The following is a 17,463-nucleotide window of genomic DNA, read 5'->3' on the forward strand; positions in this document are numbered from 1 at the left end:
GCGGGTTGTCCGACCCCGTCAAGGCCGAGCTGCCGCCTGGCTGCGCTTCCTCAGGCGACCGGCTCGACCTCCGCCGGGACGGGGCGGCGCAGCCAGATCCGGTCGCGGGCGTCTACCTTTCACATCTCCTTGAGGACGCCGCTGCTCGTCAGCCCAGACGGCAACGGGTTCGACTCACTCGCTGCGCTGGCCCCCGGCGTCTTGGGCTGTTCAGGGCTGGTCGCTGGTCAACGTCACCTCACGGCGTCGGGTGCCCCCGGGACTTCCTCGATCTCCTCCTCAATCCGGCCGCACATAACCTCGATGTCGCCGGACCGGATCATCTCGTCAACTGCCGCCACCATCGCAGCAACACCAGGCTCGGGGACGATCACCTGATCCGAGCACCAGAAGTAGCGGCCACCGCCGGTTTCTCCGGTGTTCGCGTGTCTACGCAGGATCTCCCGTACTGCGTCGAGGGTGAAGAAGGTGGCGTACCGGTGGCTGCCGTCGGCAAGGTGGAGGTGCGCATCAACGTTGTCGACCGTCCCGGGATCTTCGCCGCCGCCGAGCATGAATTGCACGACAGCGCCCTCGCTCTCTACGACGTGTCCGTACCCGTCATCAAGCAAGCCGTGCGCCTCGTGCCTTCCGTCACCTACCATGGCGCGCACTGTAGCTCCCAGTTCGTGCCGGGGACCCACCCTGCCTCAGCCGCCCGCAGCCCGCCGGGCTCCCGCTCTCCGCGCCGGCCGCCGGCCACCGGGCGTCCGGCGTGACGGCCACAGGGCGACAGCGGCAGCGGCGCTGAGCTGGACGTTTCTGCGGTGCCGTTGGTAGCAGGCTGATCGATCACGGGGGAGGGAGAAGTTGCAGGTGTGGTTTCTCCTGCCGCCTGGCAGCAACGCGACGAGCATGGGGATGGGCGCGGAATGGGTGGCGCCAGGTCGGGTTCGGCTGCCCAGCGCACCATGGGCCGAGCTCGACGCCGCGAAGCACGACGTTTTTCGTGTCGAGCGCGACCGCGACGGCCAGTGGTGGGTCAAGGAGAAGCTCGCGGCGTCGGGCTACTGCGCGGTCCGCGTCTGGCCCGGTGATGACGACGACCTCGCACGCTTCACGGACGGTGTCCTGGCTGAGTTCGCCCAGCTGCAGGTGAGCGGGTCGGGCATGTTCGGGCTTGTCGTCCTCGATGTTCCACCGACAGCGGATCTGCCCCGGGTGCGGCGGCTCCTCCATCACGGCGAACGCGCTGGCCGCTGGACCGTCGACGAGTTGTGTGTCACCGCGGCTTGGCAGGCAGCCGCTCCATGATCAGTGTTCGTCGGCGGTGAACTGGGGTCCACGGCTCGCCGGCGGCACGACGACTACCTGATCGTTGCTCCGTTGGCTGGCGGCAAGGATCCGGACAATGCCCAGGTAGAAAAGTGTGAGGAACGCGCCGACGATCGCCGAGGTCACCAGAGTCCACGGATCGCCGAGCAGGAGCCGCACGAGGGCGAACGACCCAAGAGCCACAAGCGCGACCAGCAGCAGCCAGCTGTGCGCCTTGAGGATCCGGTTCGTCCTGGTGCGGCGTGCCTGAGAGATGAACGTACCGTCACTGCCTGCTCGGCTGTACAGGATGCTGCCCACCAGGACGACGATGGACAGTTGGGTGAGCGCGCCACCAATGGCGAACGGCAGCCCGCGTATCTCGCCGGTGCGCACCATGGCGGTCCCGCTCGCGGTGAAGCCGGTGAGGCCGAGGAGGAGGAACGCGCTGATCGTGACGCTCCTGCGGACACCGCGTCGCGCCGCCGTCGGGTCGACGAGGGGTATCCGGTCGTCGCCTGTGTGCATGGTTCGGGTCTCCGTCAGTTTTCGATGTTGCAGTCGTGGCCACGCCCGGGGGAGAGGTCGGGTCTCAGCGTCGACCAGTCGTCGCCGGGCAGGCCGTGGCTGTTGCGGTGTAGGTGCTGGTCCAGGTCTCGCAACTGCGTCCACTGCGGTGTCCGACGGGTGGTGACCGGCAACGGCCCGGAGTTGATCGACGTGTGGCTGGGCTCCACAACCTAATGTGCTCGGGCCACCCCCGTTGACCCTCGATCGGCGGCCGGGCATGGTCCCCGGCCCGCCCACCGGGTGGCAGCATGGCTTCGGTGACCGCCGCTACCGACTGGCACGACTGGCACCTGCCCTACCGCGACGACACGTCGCCGCTGTCACGGCGGCTCCGGATCGTGCAGCGGCACATCACCGACTGGCTTGACGAACGGTCGGACTCCTCGCTCCGGGTCGTCAGCATCTGCGCGGGACAGGGGCATGACCTCATCGGCGCCCTCGCGTCACGACCGGACACCTATCGGGTACGCGCAGAGCTGATCGAGTACGACCCTCGCAACGTGGCCGCCGCCCGCAGGGGCATCGTCGCCGCCCAGCTCACCGGGTTCACCGTGACCCACGCTGATGCGGGCGACTTCGCCGCGTACCGCACGGCTGCCCCTGCTGATCTGGTTGTTCTCGCCGGGGTGCTGGGCAACATCAGCGAGGAAGACGTGCGGGCAACAGTGGACGCACTGCCTCGGCTGTGCGCATCCGACGCCACGGTGATCTGGACCAGGACCCGCCGTGCCCCCGATCTCACCCCGGCGATCCGCTGCTGGTTCGCCGCCGCAGGCTTCGCCGAGCAGGCCTTTCACGCGCCGTCCGACGTGCTGTTCTCGGTTGGCGTTCATCGGTTTCGCGGACAACCGCAGCAGGCACCACCGGGCGGCAGAATCTTCACGTTCGCCCGGTGAGGCTGAGTTGCCGCTCTCCTGGCGTGGGCGCTTTCCCGGCAGCTCACTCAGAGGGAGCGGGTTTCCTCCAGGACGACCCGGCCGCCAACCTCGACGGTGCCGTTCGGGCCCGGTCGGGTCAGGATCTGCGATCCCCGGCCCTGCGTGATGTCCAGCGCACGGCGCAGTTCGGCGGTGAGCACGATCGCGGACGCTCCGGTGGCCTCGTCCTCGACGATGGCGTCGCCACGGCGGGGAAACCCCCTGGTACGCACCCGACCGGCGGCCCGGTCCTGCCACGCCCACGCGTACAGCCACCCGTCACCGGGCGGCGGAGCCGGCAGCGCGTCGACCTCCTCGGTCGAGGCGTACTGCTGCATGCGCCGGTCGGGCGCCCACTGCGCACGACCTCTGATCCAGGTGAACTCGCCGTCCTGCCAGGTTGGCACCGGACCCGCCGGCGGTTGCAGAAGTGCCGGCCTGGTTCGGAGTCGACCCAGCAACCAGGACGTGCCCACCAGGGGGTGCCCGGCAAACGGCAGCCGCACGCTCGGTGTGTGGATGTCGACGACCCCGGTGTCGACGTCATCGACGAAGACGGTTTCGCTGAAGCCCAACCGCGCGGCCACGGCTTGTCGATCCTGCCCAGCGGCGACGGCAGAGCCGTCAAGAACAACGCCGAGCTGGTTGCCGTGCCGACCGCCGGGACCGCAGAACACCCGAAGTACGTGGAAATCTGTCACGAGCGATGCTATCCACCGCAGGTGTCCTGGGCGGCGGAGGCCGCTACCGAGGCGCGGCGCGCGGCATTCCGCCGGACCAACGGCGTCCCCCACGGGAGTGAGTTGGCCGCGCCTGTGGCGCAACCATCACGGGTACGCTGTCACTGTTGCCGGAGCAGGTCGGAGGACGCGGTGAGTTGGGACGTGCTCATCGTCGCCGCCCCGCCCCACACCGGATCTGTTGACCAGCTTCCGCAGGACTTCGATCCGCCGCCCCTGGGCACCGGACCGGAGATCAGGCGGCGGCTACGGGAGAACTTCCCCGATCTCGACCTAGCGGATCCTGCGTGGGGGCTGCTGGGCGGCCCGACGTGGAGCATCGAGTTCAACATCGGGTCGGACGATCCAGTGGACTCGATCATGTTGCACGTGCGCGGCGGCGACGACGTTCTGCCCGTTGTCGCACGGGTCGTCGCCGTGACCGGTGGTCGCGCCCTCGACATCTCGACCGGCGTCTTCCTGACCGACGATTGCGCTCGATCCGCTGGGTGGCACGGCTTCCAGCAGTACCGGGACGACATCCTCGGTCGTGGCTGACGTCGGTCACCGGCTGGTGATCCGGCGGCTCCGCCAGGTTTCTTGGTGGCGTGATCCGGAAGCTGGGTGTGGGCTAGAGGGATGTCCTCGCATCTGGATTTCTTCGCCGACTTCGCGGTGACGAGTGGGTTTGTGCTTGCGGCAAGGTCATGCTCTCGTCGATCTCCGAATACCAGTTGGAAGACTTCCCCGCGCTGCGGCTCGGGGACGTCTTTGAGGTGTCCACCGCCACCGGCGTCGACCTTCCGGCGGAGCTGCTGACCAGGTATCGCTGATGGCGGATCACGTCGTCCGCACCTGATCTGCGGGCGCCACTTCTGAACGTGGCGCCGCACGGAATCCGGGGTACCTGTCGACTCGTCAGTCGCCGTGCGAACAACAAAACGACGGTGCGGGCCGCCTCCAGGCGGCCCGCACCGTTACCGAACGCCGGGCGCGTTACGCCCGTCTGCTTTGCTGATGGGTGGGAGTTCCCGGCCTACAGGTCGGCCTTCGTCACGCGGGAGGATTCGTAGGTCGTGGAGGCCCGGAGGAGGCCCGGCACGGTGGTGACGCCCTCGACAAGCATGCCGGTCTTGGCGTCGACGGTCAGCACCTCCTTGCCCTCGCCGCCGAACACCTCGGGACCGGCGGTGATCGTCAGCGTGGCCTTGCCGTTGGTCGTCGAGTCCTTGACGCTGACCGCGGAGATGGTGGACAGCAGACGCAGCACACCGACCCGGACCCGCGTGTTGCCGTCGCCGGCGGACAGCGCCTCGGTGCTGAACGTCCACAGGGCGTTGTCGAAGTGCCGCTCAACGGCCTCGGGGCTGTACGGCTTCGGCGCGGCGTTGCCACCCTTCTGCTTGATGATCACCTGGGCGGCCGCCTGCTGCCTGTCCCACTCCGCCTTCTGCGCCGCCGGGTCCAGGCCCACAAGCGGATCCTTTGCTGCCTTGAGCATCTGGGTCCGGCCGTCGGCCGGGCTGCTGTCCGCCGCGGCGACGGCCGCCTTGAGCAGCGGAGCGTAGCCGCCGTCGTTCATCTGGTCCTGGTGACGCGCGATCGCACGCTTGATGTCCTGCACGCTGTTGCCCGTGTAGATCGCGTGATCGTCGGTGTACAGCGTGTAGACGACCTGCATGGTCTTGGTGCCGTTGACCTGCGTCGCCTTCACCAGCCACGCGTCGCCCCCGGACGGGGCGACAGTCGTGATGGACCCGGCCAGGGTCATCAGCGGCGTGCGCTCGGCGGGCCCCTCGACGGTGGTCGAGCCCGAGGTGGCGGCCGCCGAATTCGTGCCGGCCTCCGTGCCCCCGGTTGGCGGCGAGTTGAGCGCCACAGCGACGACTGCCGCCGCGGCGGTAACCGCCACCCCGGCACCGATGCCCAGTCGGCCCGCGATACCGATCCGCCGGCGGCCCTGAATCGCCGGGCTGGATTCCTGGTCCCGCGTGGTTGTCGTCGTTTCCATTGTTGACGTCGCCTCCATGGTTGTGTCCTCCGCTGATGTCGCGCCCAGCAGCCGGACGGTTCCGGGGTCGGCCATCGCCGCCCGCAGCACCGCTCGCGCCCGCTGATACGCCTCCGGGCGTAGTGGTTCTGCGCTGCCCAAGGCACCGACCAGATCGAGTTCGTCGGTCATCGGTGTCTCTCCTTCGCGCTGTTGCGGTCCTTCAGAAGCGCGGACACCCCTGGCGCGTCGCGCAATGCCGTCCTGGCCTGGCTCAGCAGCCGCCGTGCGGTGCCGGCCGGTATGCCGAGTGCCCGTGCGGCGTCGGCTGCCGTCAGGTCCTCCCAGGCGACGAGCCTCAGGACCTCCCTCTCTTCGGGCTTGAGTCGCATCAGGGCCGACCGGAGCACCGCGCGGGCGTCCACGCCGAGGTCCACCGCCGACCACGGATCCGATCCGACAGCCACGTCCGGCACCTCCGCGACCAGGTCTTCGACCGGCCGGGAGCGCCAGTAGCGCCGCAGGCGATTCAATGCCACCCCGTACAACCACGGCCGCGCATCGTGGTACGACCGGTCGTACGATCGCCGCGACTCGAACGCCGCAACCCACACCTCGCCCAGGAGGTCCTCAGCGGCATCGCGCCCCGCCCGGCGAGCGAGGTACGAACCGACGGCGGCTTCATGACGCTCGACCACCTCCACGAAGGCGTCGACATCGCCATCCAGCGACCGGCCTATCAAATCCGCATCCGAAGCCATGGCCCTCCTCGGCAAAATCCGCGCTTCACCCTGACATTGCCGATGGGGCGGCAAAGTGTTCAGGCGCCGCGGCCGGGGCGCTACGGTGTCGCCGTTTGCGCAGGTGGGCCGGGGCGAGCAGGACCTGGCGGCCTGGGTTCAGCCGCCTCCGTCGGGATGTGCGCTGCTGGCGGTGGTAGCGGATGCGGTCCTACCGGAGCCTCGGTGGGAACGGCTCGGAGCGGACGGCGACAACCCTCACACGTAGTCACAGTCAGAATTTGGCCTCGACGTCATGTCGATGATGTCGTCGAGCCTGTCCCGGGCGATGATCAGTTCGGCGATCTGCGTATTGATCCGGTCTCGCTCCGCCGCCAGCCGTTCGCGCGACTCCGGAGTGCTGACCTTGGCGTCCACGCACGGCAGGAGTTCCGCGATCGTCTTGCTGGACAGCCCCGCGCTGTACAACTGCTGGATCAGCCGCACCCGGTTGACGGCTGTGGCCCCGTAGAGTCTCTGCCCGCTCTCGGACCGCGTCGAGGCCAGCAAACCCTGTTCCTCGTAGTACCGCAGCGCGCGAACACTCACCCGTGTCCGGGTCGCCAGGTCCCCGATCCGCACAGTGACCCACCTCGCAATACTTGCCTCTGACGTCAACGTCAGGTTTTAGTCTAGCTCCATGCAGATCAAAGGTACGAAAGCACTGGTAACGGGCGCCAACCGTGGGCTCGGTAAGGCCTTTGCCGAGGCTCTGCTCGCTCGCGGCGCCACCACCGTCTACGCGACCGCCCGCCGCCCCGAGCTCATCAACATTCCGGGCGTCGTTCCCCTCCACCTGGACATCACCGATCCGGCGTCCATCGCCGCCGCGGCAGCCGAGGTGGGCGACCTTGATGTCCTGATCAACAATGCTGGCATCTCGACGAACGCGCCCCTGCTCGGGCCCTCCACGGAGAACGTCCGCCGCGAGTTCGACACCAACTTCTGGGGCACCCTCGACGTCGTCCGCGCCTTCGCTCCCCGGCTTGCCGGGGGTGCCATCCTCAACGTCATCTCAGCGCTGAGCTGGTACACCTTCGCCCCCGCCAGCAACGGCTACGCCGCCTCGAAGGCCGCGGAGTGGTCTCTCACCAACGGCATCAGACTCGAACTGGCTGGTCAGAAAACCCAGGTCACCGCCCTGGCCCTGGCCGTCGCCGACACCGACATGATGGCCGGCTTCGACATCCCCAAACTTCCACCCCACGAGGTGGTCGCCATGGCGCTGGACGGCCTGGAGGCCGGCAAACTCGAAGTGATCGCCGACGGCCCCACCGCCAACGTCAAGGCTTCGCTCTCCCGCGATCCCGCCCTCTTCTACGCCGACATTCCCGGGGCACTCTTCGGCTGACACCACCGCCTCCGCCGCAGCCGGCCAGGAAAGGTGCGGCCGACCTGCGGTGACGGGACGGTCTTGTCCCTGGACGTCAGCAGCCACCGCCGAGTCTCGAAGGTTCTGCGGAACCACGACGAGGCGGTGGCTGCCGCCCACAGGACAGCTGCCGAACGATGCTCTGGAATGCCAAAAAGCCTTGATTCCCACCCCGGGCGCGGCGCCGAGGTCGCGCCGGTCAGAGCCGCGCGGCGACCCGAGCGACGAACGCCTGCCAGGCCGCCGGCCCGAAGGTCAGGGCCGGACCGGCAGGATCCTTGCTATCGCGTACGCCGACGACGCCGGGCAGGTTGTCGGCTACCTCGACGCAGTTGCCCCCGGACGAGCCGCTGCGCCGGGACTTGCGCCAGATGGCGTTAGTGAGGTCCATGGTGGCTGTGCACTTCCTTCATCAGCTCGTTGGACTGTCGGCGCGGGAGTGCTTCGTTCCTCACGTTCTCCCACCTCGCATGAAGAGTATGGAGCCCATCCTCGTTGTCGACCACGATCCCGCCCAGCTGATTTTCGAGGTGCCCGACCCAGGTCCCGTCGCCAGCCCGCGCCAGCGCGAACGGCCCGGACAGCCCGATGTGCAGGCCGGCGCCTGCAGGGATCACGTGGATGTGGACGTGTGGCAGATCGGCGACGGTGATGAGGTGGGCAACCTGCTCGGCCATGATGCCGGCGTGCTCGTCGCCCGCGCGGTGAAGCGTGGACTCGTCCAGCACGGCCACCACCTGTGGCGGGCTGTCACCAGTGAGGATCTTGTGTCGGCTCATGCGGGCGCTGACCTGCTGGTCTACCTCGGTGGCCGACATGAGGTCGTTCAAGCGCATCACGACCCGGGCATAGTTCTCGGTCTGGAGTAGACCCGGAATCAGGAGTGGCTCGAAGAGGCGAAGCTGTCGCGCCCCGCGCTCGGCGTCCAGCCACGGCAGAAACCATGACGGTGCGCCGAGTTTCACCACCAGACGTCCGAACAGTCCGTCGTTGTTGAAGGCGCGGTCGGCTCCCCGGATGAAGTCCATCGTCAGTGCTCTGGTGCCACTCTCCACGGCGCTGACATGCGAAGCGCTGAAGCCGGCTGCCCGACCGAACGACTCTTGCGTCATGCCGGACGCCCCGCGAGCGCGGCGGATCTCGCTCACGATGAAATCCGCCAGCGGATTCGGCACGTCAGCCATTCAAGACTCCTCACATCGGAGATCGACTACCCGCGGTGCCACAAGCCGTGGGCTTGTCTGCCAGCTCCGGCCCGGGTGCCTGGAATGCCTTCCGAGCGTAGTGGTCTCCACAGCAGAGTGTCACGAGACGGCGCGGCTGACAGGGACCACGAAACCCGGTGGTCGCGTTCGTGGCGGGGCCGCTCCCGCCGGGCGAGCACTCACGGGAGCGGTCCCTTCCGATCACCACGAAGGGGGAGACAGTGCCCGACGACGAGCCCGCGATGCGCAAGCCGCCACGCCCGCCGGCCGCAAGCCCGGAGGCGTCGACTGCCCCGTTGTCACACGCGACGATTCCGCGTGGTCCGGGCGCGAGCCGCGCTGACCCGTACCCCTGGGGGTTGTGGTGATCGGGGCGATGACGGCAGGTGACGTGATCTGCCTGACCACCGCGGCGAGCGTGCAGTTTCTGCGCCCGATCGTCGTGCGCGTGATCCGCGAGTTGCCCGAGCGGCACACGTACGACGGGTGGGTCTGGATCGAGGGTTACCAGCTGAACGCGGTCGGCGACGCTGTGGCGCGGCGCGAGTTGTATGTACGGCGGGCAGGCGTGCGGATGCAGGCCCTGCCAGCCAAACGACGGCGGCGTCCGGTGCGGGTCGGATGACCGCCCGCCCTCGCCCGCACCTGCCGATGCGCCCGGCGTGGCTGTGCCGCAACTGCGCCGCGCCCTGGCCGTGTGGCCCGGCTCAGCTCGCCCTCGTTACCGAGTTCTACTGTCACTCGATCGCGCTGGCGTTCTACCTGGCCGCGTCGTTGCGGGAGGCGATCGACGACGCGTACACCCTTGGGCTGCGCCCGGACCCGGCCAGGATGCACGCGCGGTTCCTCGGCTGGTTGTCGTTGACTCGGCGGGCACGCTCACAGCCGGGTGACGCACCGGCCGGGTGGGTTGCCCCACCCGGCCGGCGTCTCGATCCCTAAAACCTCAGTGCTTCTTGAACACCGGCATGGTGTCCAGCGTTGTGGTGATGTTCTGCGTGGTGCCGCCCCGGTACGTCTTCCCGGTGAAGATGTCCGTCCAGGTGTTGCCCGGCGGGAACCACACCGACGTCGTGGCGGTGCTGCCCGGCGTCGTCACAGGTGCCACCAGGTAGTCCGGACCGTAGAGGTACTGGGAACCGGCGGTGGCGTAGGCGGCCTGCTCGTTCGGGTACGCCAGGTACATCGAGCGGACGATGGGCGTACCCGTGCGGGTGGCCTCCTCGGCGGCGGCGTAGGTGTACGGCTGCAGTTCCTTGCGCAGGTTCAGGAACTTCTTTGCCGACGCGTTGGCCGCCGGGCCGTACTGCCAGGGCAGCCGGTCGCTGTGGTTGGAGTGCAGCCGGTCGATGGGCTGGAACGTGCCGAACTGGACCCACCGGGCGTAGAGGTCGTCGGGCAGCTGGGTGCTGCCCGGTTCGCTGCCCGGCTCCTGGAGGCCGCCGGTGTGCCCGCCGATGTCGTGGCTGACCGCGGCCAGGCCGGTCGCTGCCGACTCGCCCGGCGTGTAGCCGACCTCCATTTGCAGGGTCGACCAGTCGGAGGTGGTGTCGCCGGTGAAGTGCAGCGTGGTGCGCTTGTCGGCCCACGGTCCGGTAGACACCGGCGTCGGGCTGCTGTAGCCGCCGGCCTGCAACGAGCCGTACGCGCGGGAGAACGCGAAGCCGGTCTTGTCGGCGTACTGCTTGTTGATCCAGGCGTCCCCGGTCACCCCGGCGAGCGAGGACTTTGTGTTGTCGCAGCACCAGTCCAGCCACCACAGGTCCGGGCCCTTGGTGCCCTTGGGCAGCATCTCGTCGTGCAGTTGCAGGTACGCCTTGAGCTGGTCCGGGTCGCCGAAGTCGAACGCGTAGCAGTCGGGGCCGCCGTTGCAGCCGACGCGCTGGAGCTTGCCCTTCGCGGTGGCCTGCGCCTGGGCGAACTTCGGGTCCGAGCCGAGGATGCTCGGGTGGATGTTGATGCCGGTGTGCAGGCCCTGCTTCTTCGCCCAGTCGAAGAACGCCTTCGGGTCGGGGATGCGGGTGCTGTCGATGCTCCAGCCGTTCCACTTGTCCGGCGCCTTGATGTCGGTGTCGAGAACAAGAACATCAAGGGGTACGCCCTCAGTTCTGGCCCGGGCCACCAGGTCCTGGAACTCGGCGGCGGTGCGGTCGTAGTACTCGGAGTACCACACCCCGTACGCCCACTCGGGCAGCAGCTTCGTGGGCCCGGTCAGGGTCGACAGGTCCTTCAGGGCACCTGTGAAGTCCTGCCCGTACGCGAAGACGTAGCCGTCCTGCTCGGTGGCGGGCCGGGGCTTGGTGGTGCTCAGGGCCGAGGCCGAGTCGTCGAGCAGGTACCAGCCGTCCTGGTAGAGCAGGCCCGGGGCGGTGAGGGCGGCACCTGTCACACCGTCCAGGCCCCGGCGGTAGCCGCCGAGCGGCGCGTGCGGGGCGAGCAGCGGAGAGCCCTTGCCCGTGACGGCGACCGTGTCCACGTTGACGTTGCAACTGGCGTCGGTGGGGCAGCCCAGCGTCACGGTGTTGGTGCCGCGCTCAAGGTGGACCGGGACGGAAACGGTGTTCCAGTAGTCCCACCCGCTGGTCGGCGGAAGGATCGCCGTGACCGGCGCCGCCGTTCCCGCGCCGACCGACATGGTGCGCGCCTGGCTCGGCTGGGCACCAGCCTGGCCGTTGGCGTAGCGGATCTGCACCTGGTAGTCACCTGTCGACGGCACATCCGTCACGGTGAGCGCGACGGCGGACGCGGTGCTCTCCAGGCCGGCCAGGAAACCCGTACCCGATGCGCCGTTGTGGTCGTTCGCGGGCCTCGCGCCGCCGGTCAGCGCGCCGGTCTCGGCCTCGCCCAGGGTGCCGAACCGCAGGGGCTGCGGCTGGGGCGTGGCCGGCGCCGGGAACGGGTCACCCGGGTTGACCACCGCGAGGCTGTCGACGTTCACGTTGCCGGAGTCGGTGGGACCCCGCACCAGGCTGATCTCGTGCCGACCGGTGGGGAGGTCGACCGGCACGCTGGCCAGACCCCAGGTGTCCCAGTTCGCGGTGGGCGGCAGCGTCAGCGTGTGGCCGGCGTCGCCGTCGACCCGCACCGTCAGGGTGCGGTCCACGTTCTGGCCGTCGCCGCCCGTGCTGTTGGCGTAGCGGACGGAGAGTTGCTTCGTGCCGCCCTCGGGAGCGTCGAGCGCGAACGTGACCGAGTCGCCGGAGGAGGCGAAGCCGGCCGCGAAGCCGCGTCCGCTGAACCCCTTGTGGTCGGTGGCCACGCCGGGCCCGCTCAGCTGTAGCGACTCGGCCTCGCAGAGCGCGCCGAACGCGCAGGCCGGGGCGGTGTGGCCGGCCCAGGGCTGGCCCTGCACGAGCTGCTTGCCGGCCTTGAGCTGCACCGTGAGGTTGTGGGCGGTGAACGCGCCCGAACCGACCTGGTACCGCAACGTCATCGCGCCGGTGTCGATGGTCAGCCAACCGTGCTCGACGCGCTTCGTGAACCGGGTACGGGGAAAGTCGTCACGCCCGATGGCGTTGAACGTGGCGGCGTCGGTGAACCGGCCGTCCTTCTGGTACTCGGTGCGGATCAGGGTCGGCGACAGCACCTCGAAACGTGCGTTGCCCGACCGAACGGCCCCGTCCTGCGCCTTGTGACGGCTGGCCTGAGCAGGCGCGGACGGGGCAAGTGCCAGACCCGTGATGAGTACGCCGACCGCTGCGGCTGCCGTCGCCCGACGGCGCTGTGAGTTCCGATAGAGCAAGATGCGCTCCTCGTCTCATATGGAGGAAATGAGTCGATGACAACGCTGTCACTCGCCGGAAACGCCTGTCAACGGGCCTCGGAGGGTGTCCCTTCTCTCTTTCGCCAGCGGCCGTACCCATCCGGCAGTCTGGGGTCGCAGCCCAGAGGGTCAGTCAATTGATGCGCGCAGTCGACTGATGACTCGAAGCAGCTCGTCCCGATTGTCGGCGGCCTTGAGCCAGTTCGGCAGCCGTGCCACCAGCGTCATGCCACCTGGCGCCGAGCCCCGCTCCCGAAGTCGAGCGCCGATGTATCCGGACAACAGGTCAAGGTGGGTGCGGTTGAATGCCCAGAGCGTGTGCCCGCCGCAGCACTGGGCCCTCAGCCACAAGGGCAGGTGGAAGAACGGATCGACTGGACCGTTCCAGGACGAGACCTCAGATCCCCGTGGGGACCAGGACGCTGAGTACGCGCACCCCGGGCACGTGAGTCGACGGGGCCAGGAGGCCACCCACCTACTGCCATCTGGCTGTGGGGAGTTGACCGCCCGATGCCCGCAGCGTGGGCAGACGACGTAGATGTCCTCGGCCGCCAGCTCGTACAGACTGACCAACGGATCGCGGAACCGATCCTGCTCGTCGCCCTGGCTTTCGTTCACGACACCGACTCCGCCGCATCTCGGCCGGCCGGCTTTCGTCGGCGATGAGGCTGGTGGACCGAGGCCGGCTTGAGGTCTTCATGACCTAGTCGGTCTGCGATGGCCTGGGCTTGAACGTCCGGGTCGGTACCGTCGACCGGAAAGGTCACGACATAGCTGCCCGGTAGGGCATAACGCTGCCCGCTCAGGTCGCGGGCGTAGTAGCTGATCTCGACCACGTCCGGGCGATCCTCGGGCGCGCGGATCGCTACGTAGCCGCGGATCCAGGCTCCGCCGTCCTGGTCCCACCCCTCACGCCACAGCGTGGCCTGAAGGTTCTCGGCAACCAACCGCGCTGGCCACGTCCGGGTAGTGCGCTCCGTCGCCTGGGCCAACTCCTCCGCGTACGCGTGCGAGTCGAACCGGAAGCTGCCCAGCCCGAGCTCCGGCCCTTCCTTGTGCACCCTGTCGAGGACTGTGAGACGCCAGCAGTCCCAGATCACTTCAGAGCCGGCCTGACGTACGCGGACCGTCAGCCGGTCCTCGCCCATGTCAGAGCCGCCTACCGCAACCTCTCGGGCTTCCGGTGCGACAGCGAGTCCGCCCGGTCCTAGTACCGATGAGGGCGTGAATCCCGCTACCGGCTGTCCATGAAAGCCGTCGGCCGGGTACGCCGTCGCAACGACGTCGAGTCCGTTGACGAGGATCCGCATGCGGTGCGACGTGAACTCGGCGGGGAACAGCAGCGGTTCCAGCCTCAGGACGTCGACCACCGGGGCAGTCTAGTCGGCGCAGACGTCGGGCAGCCGCCGCTTGTTGCGGCACCGCGACCGGGTCATTCAAGACCAGGCGGTCAGCAGCGGGGGCGGTCGAGTGGAGCGGCGGCACCCGCGAGCGCTTCGATTGTCGCCGTCGGTGCGACAGACTCCGTCGGGGTCGGCGTAGCGCTGGGGCTCGGCGGGGCCGGGGGTGGGCTGCTGGGCGTGGGCGGGGCGCTGGCGAGGGTGGCCGTGCTGCGTTGCACCTGCTTGGTGACCAGGCGGATGCCGGTGGCGGTCGCCTGGCGTCCGTACACGTCGGTGACCCTGATGCTGTACGGCCCGGGACCGATCCCGCCCTCGATGGTCCAGTGGTTGTCGCTCTGCCGGGCGGCCTTACGGAAGCCGCCGCCCGGCCCCTTCGCCTCGACCGAGCGCAGCGGGTTGCCGTGGTTACCGACCTGCACCGCGAACCAGTATGTCGAGGCGCCGCCCTTCATCCGGAAGGTCAGCCCGCCGTCGAGCGGCGGGTTCGCCACCGCCCGGTACGTCACGGGTGCGATGCCCTGCGACCGGTCGGCGATCTTGGTGAACGCCTCGGTGGAGAGGTCGATCTTGCTGGGTCCACAGCCGCCGCACTGGTCCATGACCATGACCCGGACCTTGCCCTTCGGGCCGGTCACCTCCAGGTAACTGCCGCAGGCCGCCGATCCGGAGTACTGGGACGCACCGAGTGCCACGTAGAGCCGGTCCGCCGGCGGACCCGGGAAGGAGCAGTTGCCGCCCGAGCGGCCCGCGTCGTAGAAGCTGGCCTTAGCGTGGTGGACGGCGTTGCCCGTCGGCGGCGCGGCGCAGGCCGGGGTGGCACCGCCGCGCACGGCGAGGCTGACGCCGAGGACGGCGGCCAGGACGGTGACCCCGGCCCCGGCCAACCAGTGTCGGAGCCGTCGACTCAGCCGGGGCGTGCGGGCCGGAATATCGTTGCCGGAGGCCGTGCCTGGTGCCGTCACGGCGGATGATGTTGCCGCAGCACCTCGCGGCGGCGCAACAACGCCCGAGCGGACCGCCCCGGTCGGTACGGTTGCGGTACCCCGCCGTGACGGAGCGCGAGCCTCAACGCGAAGGAACCACACCGAGGGGGACAAGCAGCATGACCGACGTCAACAGCGCCGCCGCTGGCATCCCGGACGACGACCCGACCCGAAGTCTGACGGTGGCCAACCCCGACGACCCCGCGACCAGCTACATCTCCCTCGCCGGGGGCACCTACGCCATCCTGGTCACCGGCCAGCAGACCAACGGGCAGTACTGCCTCATCGACATGCGCGTGCCCGACGGCGGCGGCCCGCCGCCACACCGGCACGACTTCGAGGAGATGTTCACCATCCTCGAGGGCGAGATCGAGTTCACGTTCCGCGACGAGAAGCGCAGCGTGCCGGCCGGGTCAACGGTGAACATCCCGGCCAACGCCCCGCACAACTTCCGCAACGTCTCCGGCGCTCCCGCGCGCATGCTGTGCATGTGCACCCCGGCGGGTCAGGACGAATACTTCATGCGCGTCGGTGACGAGGTCGCGAGCAGAGACGCGCCGCCGCCGCAGCTCACCGACGGGGAGAAGGCGGAGCGCCGGCAGCGCGCCGCCGAACTGGCTCCCGGATACCGCACCGAGATGCTCTGACAGGTGGGCCAGTGCCGGCCCGGCAGCGCCCCTGCCTGCCGGGTCGCCTGGCGTCGCCGTTCGCTGGCGCGCAATCCCGTGACGTGCGCGGCCCCGCAGGGCTGGTCAGCCGGCAGACCCCCGGGGGCGGCGTAACCCGCCGAGGGCGGTGCTGACGACGAGGTCGGCGTACTCGGGGGTGAGCGGCCCGCTGCGCTGCAGCCAGCGACTGAACAACGGACCCCAGATCAGGTCCACCGCCACGTCGAGGTCGATGTCCTCGGCGATCTGGCCGGACTGCTGGGCGCTGCGCAGGCGCTGCCGTTTGGCCTCCTTCAACGGGCCGTCCAGGCGTTCGGCGTACGCCGTGGCCAGCTCGGGGTCGAGCGCGATCTCGGTGGCCAGGGCGCGCATCGGTTGCTCGTACCGGGGGTCGTTCATCTCCTCGACAGTGGCGCGTAGCACCACTGTCAGGTCGGCGGCCAGGTCGCCGGTGTCCGGCAGAGTCGGCGGCCCACCCTCGGTGGCCTCGCTGAGCATGAGGAAGGCGTCGAAGATGACAGCGCCCTTGGACGGCCACCAGCGGTAGATGGTCTGTTTGCCGACGCCGGCGCGCGCGGCGATGCCCTCGATGCTCACCTTCGCGTACCCGATCTCCTGAAGCAGGTCGAAGGCCCCGGTGAGGATGGCACGCCGGGACGTCTCTCGCCGGCGGGCCGTGTTGGGCGTCATGGGGCAGCACGATATCAGCAAGCGAGACGATCCGTCTCGTCTTGACGGTGAGGGTGGCCCGGCCTACTCTCTCCACCATAACGAGACGGACCGTCTCGTCTCGCTCATCGGATGGAGAACGCCATGCGCACCTGGTTCATCACCGGCGCCAGCCGCGGCCTGGGCCGCGCCTTCGCCGACGCCGCGCTCGACCGGGGTGACCGGGTGGTCGCCGCCGCCCGGACCATCACCCAGGACGACTTCGACGAGAAGTACGCCGACCAGGTGCTGGCCCTGACCCTCGACGTGACCGACCGGGCGGCGGTCCTCGCCGCCGTGAACACCGCCGTCGCGCATTTCGGACGGCTCGACATCGTCGTCAACAACGCCGGCACCCTGTCCATGGGAATGGTCGAAGAGTTCACCGAGGCGCAGGCGCGAGCCCAGTTCGAGGTCAATTTCTTCGGCGCACTGTGGGTCAGCCAGGCCGTGCTGCCACAGTTGCGCGCCCAACGGTCCGGCCACATCGTGCAGATTTCGAGCATCGCCGCGCTCGGCGGTTTTCCGAGCACCGGCCTCTACAGCGCGAGCAAATTCGCCCTGGAAGGCATGAGCGAGGCGTTGGCGATGGAGGCGGCGGCCTTCGACATCACACTCAGCATCGTGCAGCCGGGCGGATACTGGACCGACCTCTATACCGGCCTGACCGCCAGCACTCCGATGGACGCGTACGCGCCGCTGCGAGCCGAACTGGAACGACAGTGGGCGGAGGGGTCGATCGACAGCGAACCCCGGCTGGCCGCCGAGGCGTTGCTGCGCCTGGTCGACAGCGACGACCCGCCGCTGCGACTGCTGCTCGGCAGCATGGTGTACGACCTGGCGTTCGACATCTCCCGCCGACGGATGGACACCTGGGCGGGTTGGGAGCAGGTCAGCCGGGCCGCCGAACACGCCGTCACCGCCCCCGGACCTGACAGCTGAGAGGGCTGCTCGTATCGCCACGGGCAACCGGTACGGCGTTCTAGGCTCCGAGATATGGCGGCGGCGTGCCCATCTCGAATTGGCACACAAGTCCGGGCAGAGCCCGCACCGCAGGATTCCCCTCACCAGGCGCAAACCCAGACGGAGAGGA

General features: G+C 69.0%; 22 protein-coding genes and 1 pseudogene. 9 read left to right on the top strand and 14 right to left on the bottom strand.

Annotated features, from left to right (window positions below):
• Positions 1-233 precede the first annotated feature (233 nt).
• A complete protein-coding gene (locus AB0B85_RS11165; protein WP_357405983.1) occupies positions 234-644 on the bottom strand; it encodes a hypothetical protein in 411 nt (136 codons plus the stop codon).
• 250 nt (positions 645-894) lie between these two features.
• On the opposite strand from AB0B85_RS11165, the gene AB0B85_RS11170 reads away from it, so the two are divergent.
• Positions 895-1,293 carry a DUF4265 domain-containing protein gene (locus tag AB0B85_RS11170; RefSeq protein ID WP_357405985.1) on the top strand — a complete coding sequence of 133 codons (399 nt, stop codon included), beginning with the start codon at positions 895-897 and terminating at the stop codon, positions 1,291-1,293.
• On the opposite strand, the gene AB0B85_RS11175 is transcribed toward AB0B85_RS11170, so the two are convergent.
• Both AB0B85_RS11175 and AB0B85_RS11180 read right to left on the bottom strand, forming a co-directional pair.
• Positions 1,294-1,821 (bottom strand): hypothetical protein, encoded by a 528-nt coding sequence (locus AB0B85_RS11175; protein WP_357405987.1) that lies wholly within the window; start codon positions 1,819-1,821, stop codon positions 1,294-1,296. It lies immediately after the preceding gene.
• Positions 1,822-1,835: 14 nt separating this feature from the next.
• Complete coding sequence (locus AB0B85_RS11180) at positions 1,836-2,030, bottom strand: hypothetical protein (protein ID WP_357405989.1); 195 nt, start codon at positions 2,028-2,030, stop codon at positions 1,836-1,838.
• A 90-nt stretch (positions 2,031-2,120) separates the two neighbouring features.
• On the opposite strand from AB0B85_RS11180, the gene AB0B85_RS11185 reads away from it, so the two are divergent.
• A complete protein-coding gene (locus tag AB0B85_RS11185; protein ID WP_357405991.1) occupies positions 2,121-2,759 on the top strand; it encodes a class I SAM-dependent methyltransferase family protein in 639 nt (212 codons plus the stop codon).
• A gap of 47 nt (positions 2,760-2,806) precedes the next feature.
• Here AB0B85_RS11185 and AB0B85_RS11190 read toward each other — a convergent pair whose 3' ends face one another.
• Entirely contained in the window at positions 2,807-3,481 is a 675-nt protein-coding gene (locus AB0B85_RS11190) for a PhzF family phenazine biosynthesis protein (RefSeq protein ID WP_357405993.1), read from the bottom strand.
• Between the two features lie 171 nt (positions 3,482-3,652).
• Between AB0B85_RS11190 and AB0B85_RS11195 the strand changes: the two genes are divergently transcribed.
• Positions 3,653-4,057 carry a hypothetical protein gene (locus AB0B85_RS11195; RefSeq protein ID WP_357405995.1) on the top strand — a complete coding sequence of 135 codons (405 nt, stop codon included), beginning with the start codon at positions 3,653-3,655 and terminating at the stop codon, positions 4,055-4,057.
• A gap of 149 nt (positions 4,058-4,206) precedes the next feature.
• Positions 4,207-4,332, top strand: coding sequence for a hypothetical protein (locus AB0B85_RS11200; RefSeq protein WP_357405996.1), 126 nt, complete (start codon positions 4,207-4,209; stop codon positions 4,330-4,332).
• A 203-nt stretch (positions 4,333-4,535) separates the two neighbouring features.
• Here the strand turns inward: AB0B85_RS11200 and AB0B85_RS11205 are convergent, their stop codons facing one another.
• From AB0B85_RS11205 to AB0B85_RS11220, 4 genes and pseudogenes are all read right to left on the bottom strand, one after another.
• The gene (locus AB0B85_RS11205; RefSeq protein WP_357405998.1) at positions 4,536-5,681 is read right to left on the bottom strand and encodes a hypothetical protein; all 1,146 of its coding nucleotides are present in this window, start codon (positions 5,679-5,681) and stop codon (positions 4,536-4,538) included.
• The gene (locus tag AB0B85_RS11210; protein WP_357406000.1) at positions 5,678-6,250 is read right to left on the bottom strand and encodes a sigma-70 family RNA polymerase sigma factor; all 573 of its coding nucleotides are present in this window, start codon (positions 6,248-6,250) and stop codon (positions 5,678-5,680) included. Before AB0B85_RS11210 ends, AB0B85_RS11205 begins: the two co-directional genes overlap by 4 nt.
• A 97-nt stretch (positions 6,251-6,347) precedes the next feature.
• Positions 6,348-6,440 (bottom strand): annotated as a pseudogene (locus AB0B85_RS11215) (IS5/IS1182 family transposase); the annotation flags it as partial.
• A gap of 47 nt (positions 6,441-6,487) precedes the next feature.
• A complete protein-coding gene (locus AB0B85_RS11220; RefSeq protein ID WP_357406002.1) occupies positions 6,488-6,850 on the bottom strand; it encodes a MerR family transcriptional regulator in 363 nt (120 codons plus the stop codon).
• A gap of 58 nt (positions 6,851-6,908) precedes the next feature.
• On the opposite strand from AB0B85_RS11220, the gene AB0B85_RS11225 reads away from it, so the two are divergent.
• A complete protein-coding gene (locus tag AB0B85_RS11225) occupies positions 6,909-7,619 on the top strand; it encodes an SDR family oxidoreductase (RefSeq protein ID WP_357406004.1) in 711 nt (236 codons plus the stop codon).
• Between the two features lie 220 nt (positions 7,620-7,839).
• On the opposite strand, the gene AB0B85_RS11230 is transcribed toward AB0B85_RS11225, so the two are convergent.
• Both AB0B85_RS11230 and AB0B85_RS11235 read right to left on the bottom strand, forming a co-directional pair.
• A complete protein-coding gene (locus tag AB0B85_RS11230; RefSeq protein WP_357406005.1) occupies positions 7,840-8,031 on the bottom strand; it encodes a DUF397 domain-containing protein in 192 nt (63 codons plus the stop codon).
• Complete coding sequence (locus tag AB0B85_RS11235) at positions 8,018-8,824, bottom strand: helix-turn-helix transcriptional regulator (RefSeq protein WP_357406007.1); 807 nt, start codon at positions 8,822-8,824, stop codon at positions 8,018-8,020. Before AB0B85_RS11235 ends, AB0B85_RS11230 begins: the two co-directional genes overlap by 14 nt.
• Positions 8,825-9,221: 397 nt before the next feature.
• Between AB0B85_RS11235 and AB0B85_RS11240 the strand changes: the two genes are divergently transcribed.
• Together AB0B85_RS11240 and AB0B85_RS11245 are read left to right on the top strand one after the other, a co-directional pair.
• Positions 9,222-9,470 carry a hypothetical protein gene (locus AB0B85_RS11240; RefSeq protein ID WP_357406009.1) on the top strand — a complete coding sequence of 83 codons (249 nt, stop codon included), beginning with the start codon at positions 9,222-9,224 and terminating at the stop codon, positions 9,468-9,470.
• Positions 9,467-9,787 (top strand): hypothetical protein, encoded by a 321-nt coding sequence (locus AB0B85_RS11245; protein ID WP_357406011.1) that lies wholly within the window; start codon positions 9,467-9,469, stop codon positions 9,785-9,787. The genes AB0B85_RS11240 and AB0B85_RS11245 overlap by 4 nt, the downstream gene beginning before the upstream one ends.
• Positions 9,788-9,791: 4 nt before the next feature.
• Here the strand turns inward: AB0B85_RS11245 and AB0B85_RS11250 are convergent, their stop codons facing one another.
• The 3 genes from AB0B85_RS11250 to AB0B85_RS11260 all read right to left on the bottom strand — a co-directional run bounded on the left by AB0B85_RS11250 (position 9,792) and on the right by AB0B85_RS11260 (position 14,973).
• On the bottom strand, positions 9,792-12,587 hold the full coding sequence (locus AB0B85_RS11250; protein WP_357406013.1) for a TIM-barrel domain-containing protein: 2,796 nt from the start codon (positions 12,585-12,587) through the stop codon (positions 9,792-9,794).
• A 635-nt stretch (positions 12,588-13,222) separates the two neighbouring features.
• Positions 13,223-13,978: a hypothetical protein gene (locus AB0B85_RS11255; protein ID WP_357406015.1), complete on the bottom strand. Its 756-nt coding sequence runs from the start codon at positions 13,976-13,978 to the stop codon at positions 13,223-13,225.
• 80 nt (positions 13,979-14,058) lie between these two features.
• On the bottom strand, positions 14,059-14,973 hold the full coding sequence (locus AB0B85_RS11260; protein ID WP_357406017.1) for an expansin EXLX1 family cellulose-binding protein: 915 nt from the start codon (positions 14,971-14,973) through the stop codon (positions 14,059-14,061).
• 140 nt (positions 14,974-15,113) lie between these two features.
• On the opposite strand from AB0B85_RS11260, the gene AB0B85_RS11265 reads away from it, so the two are divergent.
• Complete coding sequence (locus AB0B85_RS11265) at positions 15,114-15,641, top strand: cupin domain-containing protein (RefSeq protein WP_357406019.1); 528 nt, start codon at positions 15,114-15,116, stop codon at positions 15,639-15,641.
• A gap of 105 nt (positions 15,642-15,746) precedes the next feature.
• On the opposite strand, the gene AB0B85_RS11270 is transcribed toward AB0B85_RS11265, so the two are convergent.
• Positions 15,747-16,352, bottom strand: a complete 606-nt coding sequence (locus tag AB0B85_RS11270; protein ID WP_357406021.1) for a TetR/AcrR family transcriptional regulator — start codon at positions 16,350-16,352, stop codon at positions 15,747-15,749.
• Positions 16,353-16,475: 123 nt separating this feature from the next.
• Between AB0B85_RS11270 and AB0B85_RS11275 the strand changes: the two genes are divergently transcribed.
• Positions 16,476-17,312, top strand: a complete 837-nt coding sequence (locus tag AB0B85_RS11275; RefSeq protein ID WP_357406023.1) for an SDR family oxidoreductase — start codon at positions 16,476-16,478, stop codon at positions 17,310-17,312.
• Positions 17,313-17,463 lie beyond the last annotated feature (151 nt).

Source organism: Micromonospora sp. NPDC049044 (genome assembly GCF_040649215.1).
Lineage (GTDB): Bacteria > Actinomycetota > Actinomycetes > Mycobacteriales > Micromonosporaceae > Micromonospora.

Coding starts and splice junctions, on each gene's coding strand:
- AB0B85_RS11165 (WP_357405983.1), bottom strand. CDS start 644: ATGGTAGGTGACGGAAGGCACGAGGCGCACGGCTTGCTTGATGACGGG.
- AB0B85_RS11170 (WP_357405985.1), top strand. CDS start 895: ATGGGGATGGGCGCGGAATGGGTGGCGCCAGGTCGGGTTCGGCTGCCC.
- AB0B85_RS11175 (WP_357405987.1), bottom strand. CDS start 1,821: ATGCACACAGGCGACGACCGGATACCCCTCGTCGACCCGACGGCGGCG.
- AB0B85_RS11200 (WP_357405996.1), top strand. CDS start 4,207: ATGCTCTCGTCGATCTCCGAATACCAGTTGGAAGACTTCCCCGCGCTG.
- AB0B85_RS11205 (WP_357405998.1), bottom strand. CDS start 5,681: ATGACCGACGAACTCGATCTGGTCGGTGCCTTGGGCAGCGCAGAACCA.
- AB0B85_RS11210 (WP_357406000.1), bottom strand. CDS start 6,250: ATGGCTTCGGATGCGGATTTGATAGGCCGGTCGCTGGATGGCGATGTC.
- AB0B85_RS11225 (WP_357406004.1), top strand. CDS start 6,909: ATGCAGATCAAAGGTACGAAAGCACTGGTAACGGGCGCCAACCGTGGG.
- AB0B85_RS11230 (WP_357406005.1), bottom strand. CDS start 8,031: ATGGACCTCACTAACGCCATCTGGCGCAAGTCCCGGCGCAGCGGCTCG.
- AB0B85_RS11235 (WP_357406007.1), bottom strand. CDS start 8,824: ATGGCTGACGTGCCGAATCCGCTGGCGGATTTCATCGTGAGCGAGATC.
- AB0B85_RS11240 (WP_357406009.1), top strand. CDS start 9,222: ATGACGGCAGGTGACGTGATCTGCCTGACCACCGCGGCGAGCGTGCAG.
- AB0B85_RS11245 (WP_357406011.1), top strand. CDS start 9,467: ATGACCGCCCGCCCTCGCCCGCACCTGCCGATGCGCCCGGCGTGGCTG.
- AB0B85_RS11265 (WP_357406019.1), top strand. CDS start 15,114: ATGACCGACGTCAACAGCGCCGCCGCTGGCATCCCGGACGACGACCCG.
- AB0B85_RS11270 (WP_357406021.1), bottom strand. CDS start 16,352: ATGACGCCCAACACGGCCCGCCGGCGAGAGACGTCCCGGCGTGCCATC.
- AB0B85_RS11275 (WP_357406023.1), top strand. CDS start 16,476: ATGCGCACCTGGTTCATCACCGGCGCCAGCCGCGGCCTGGGCCGCGCC.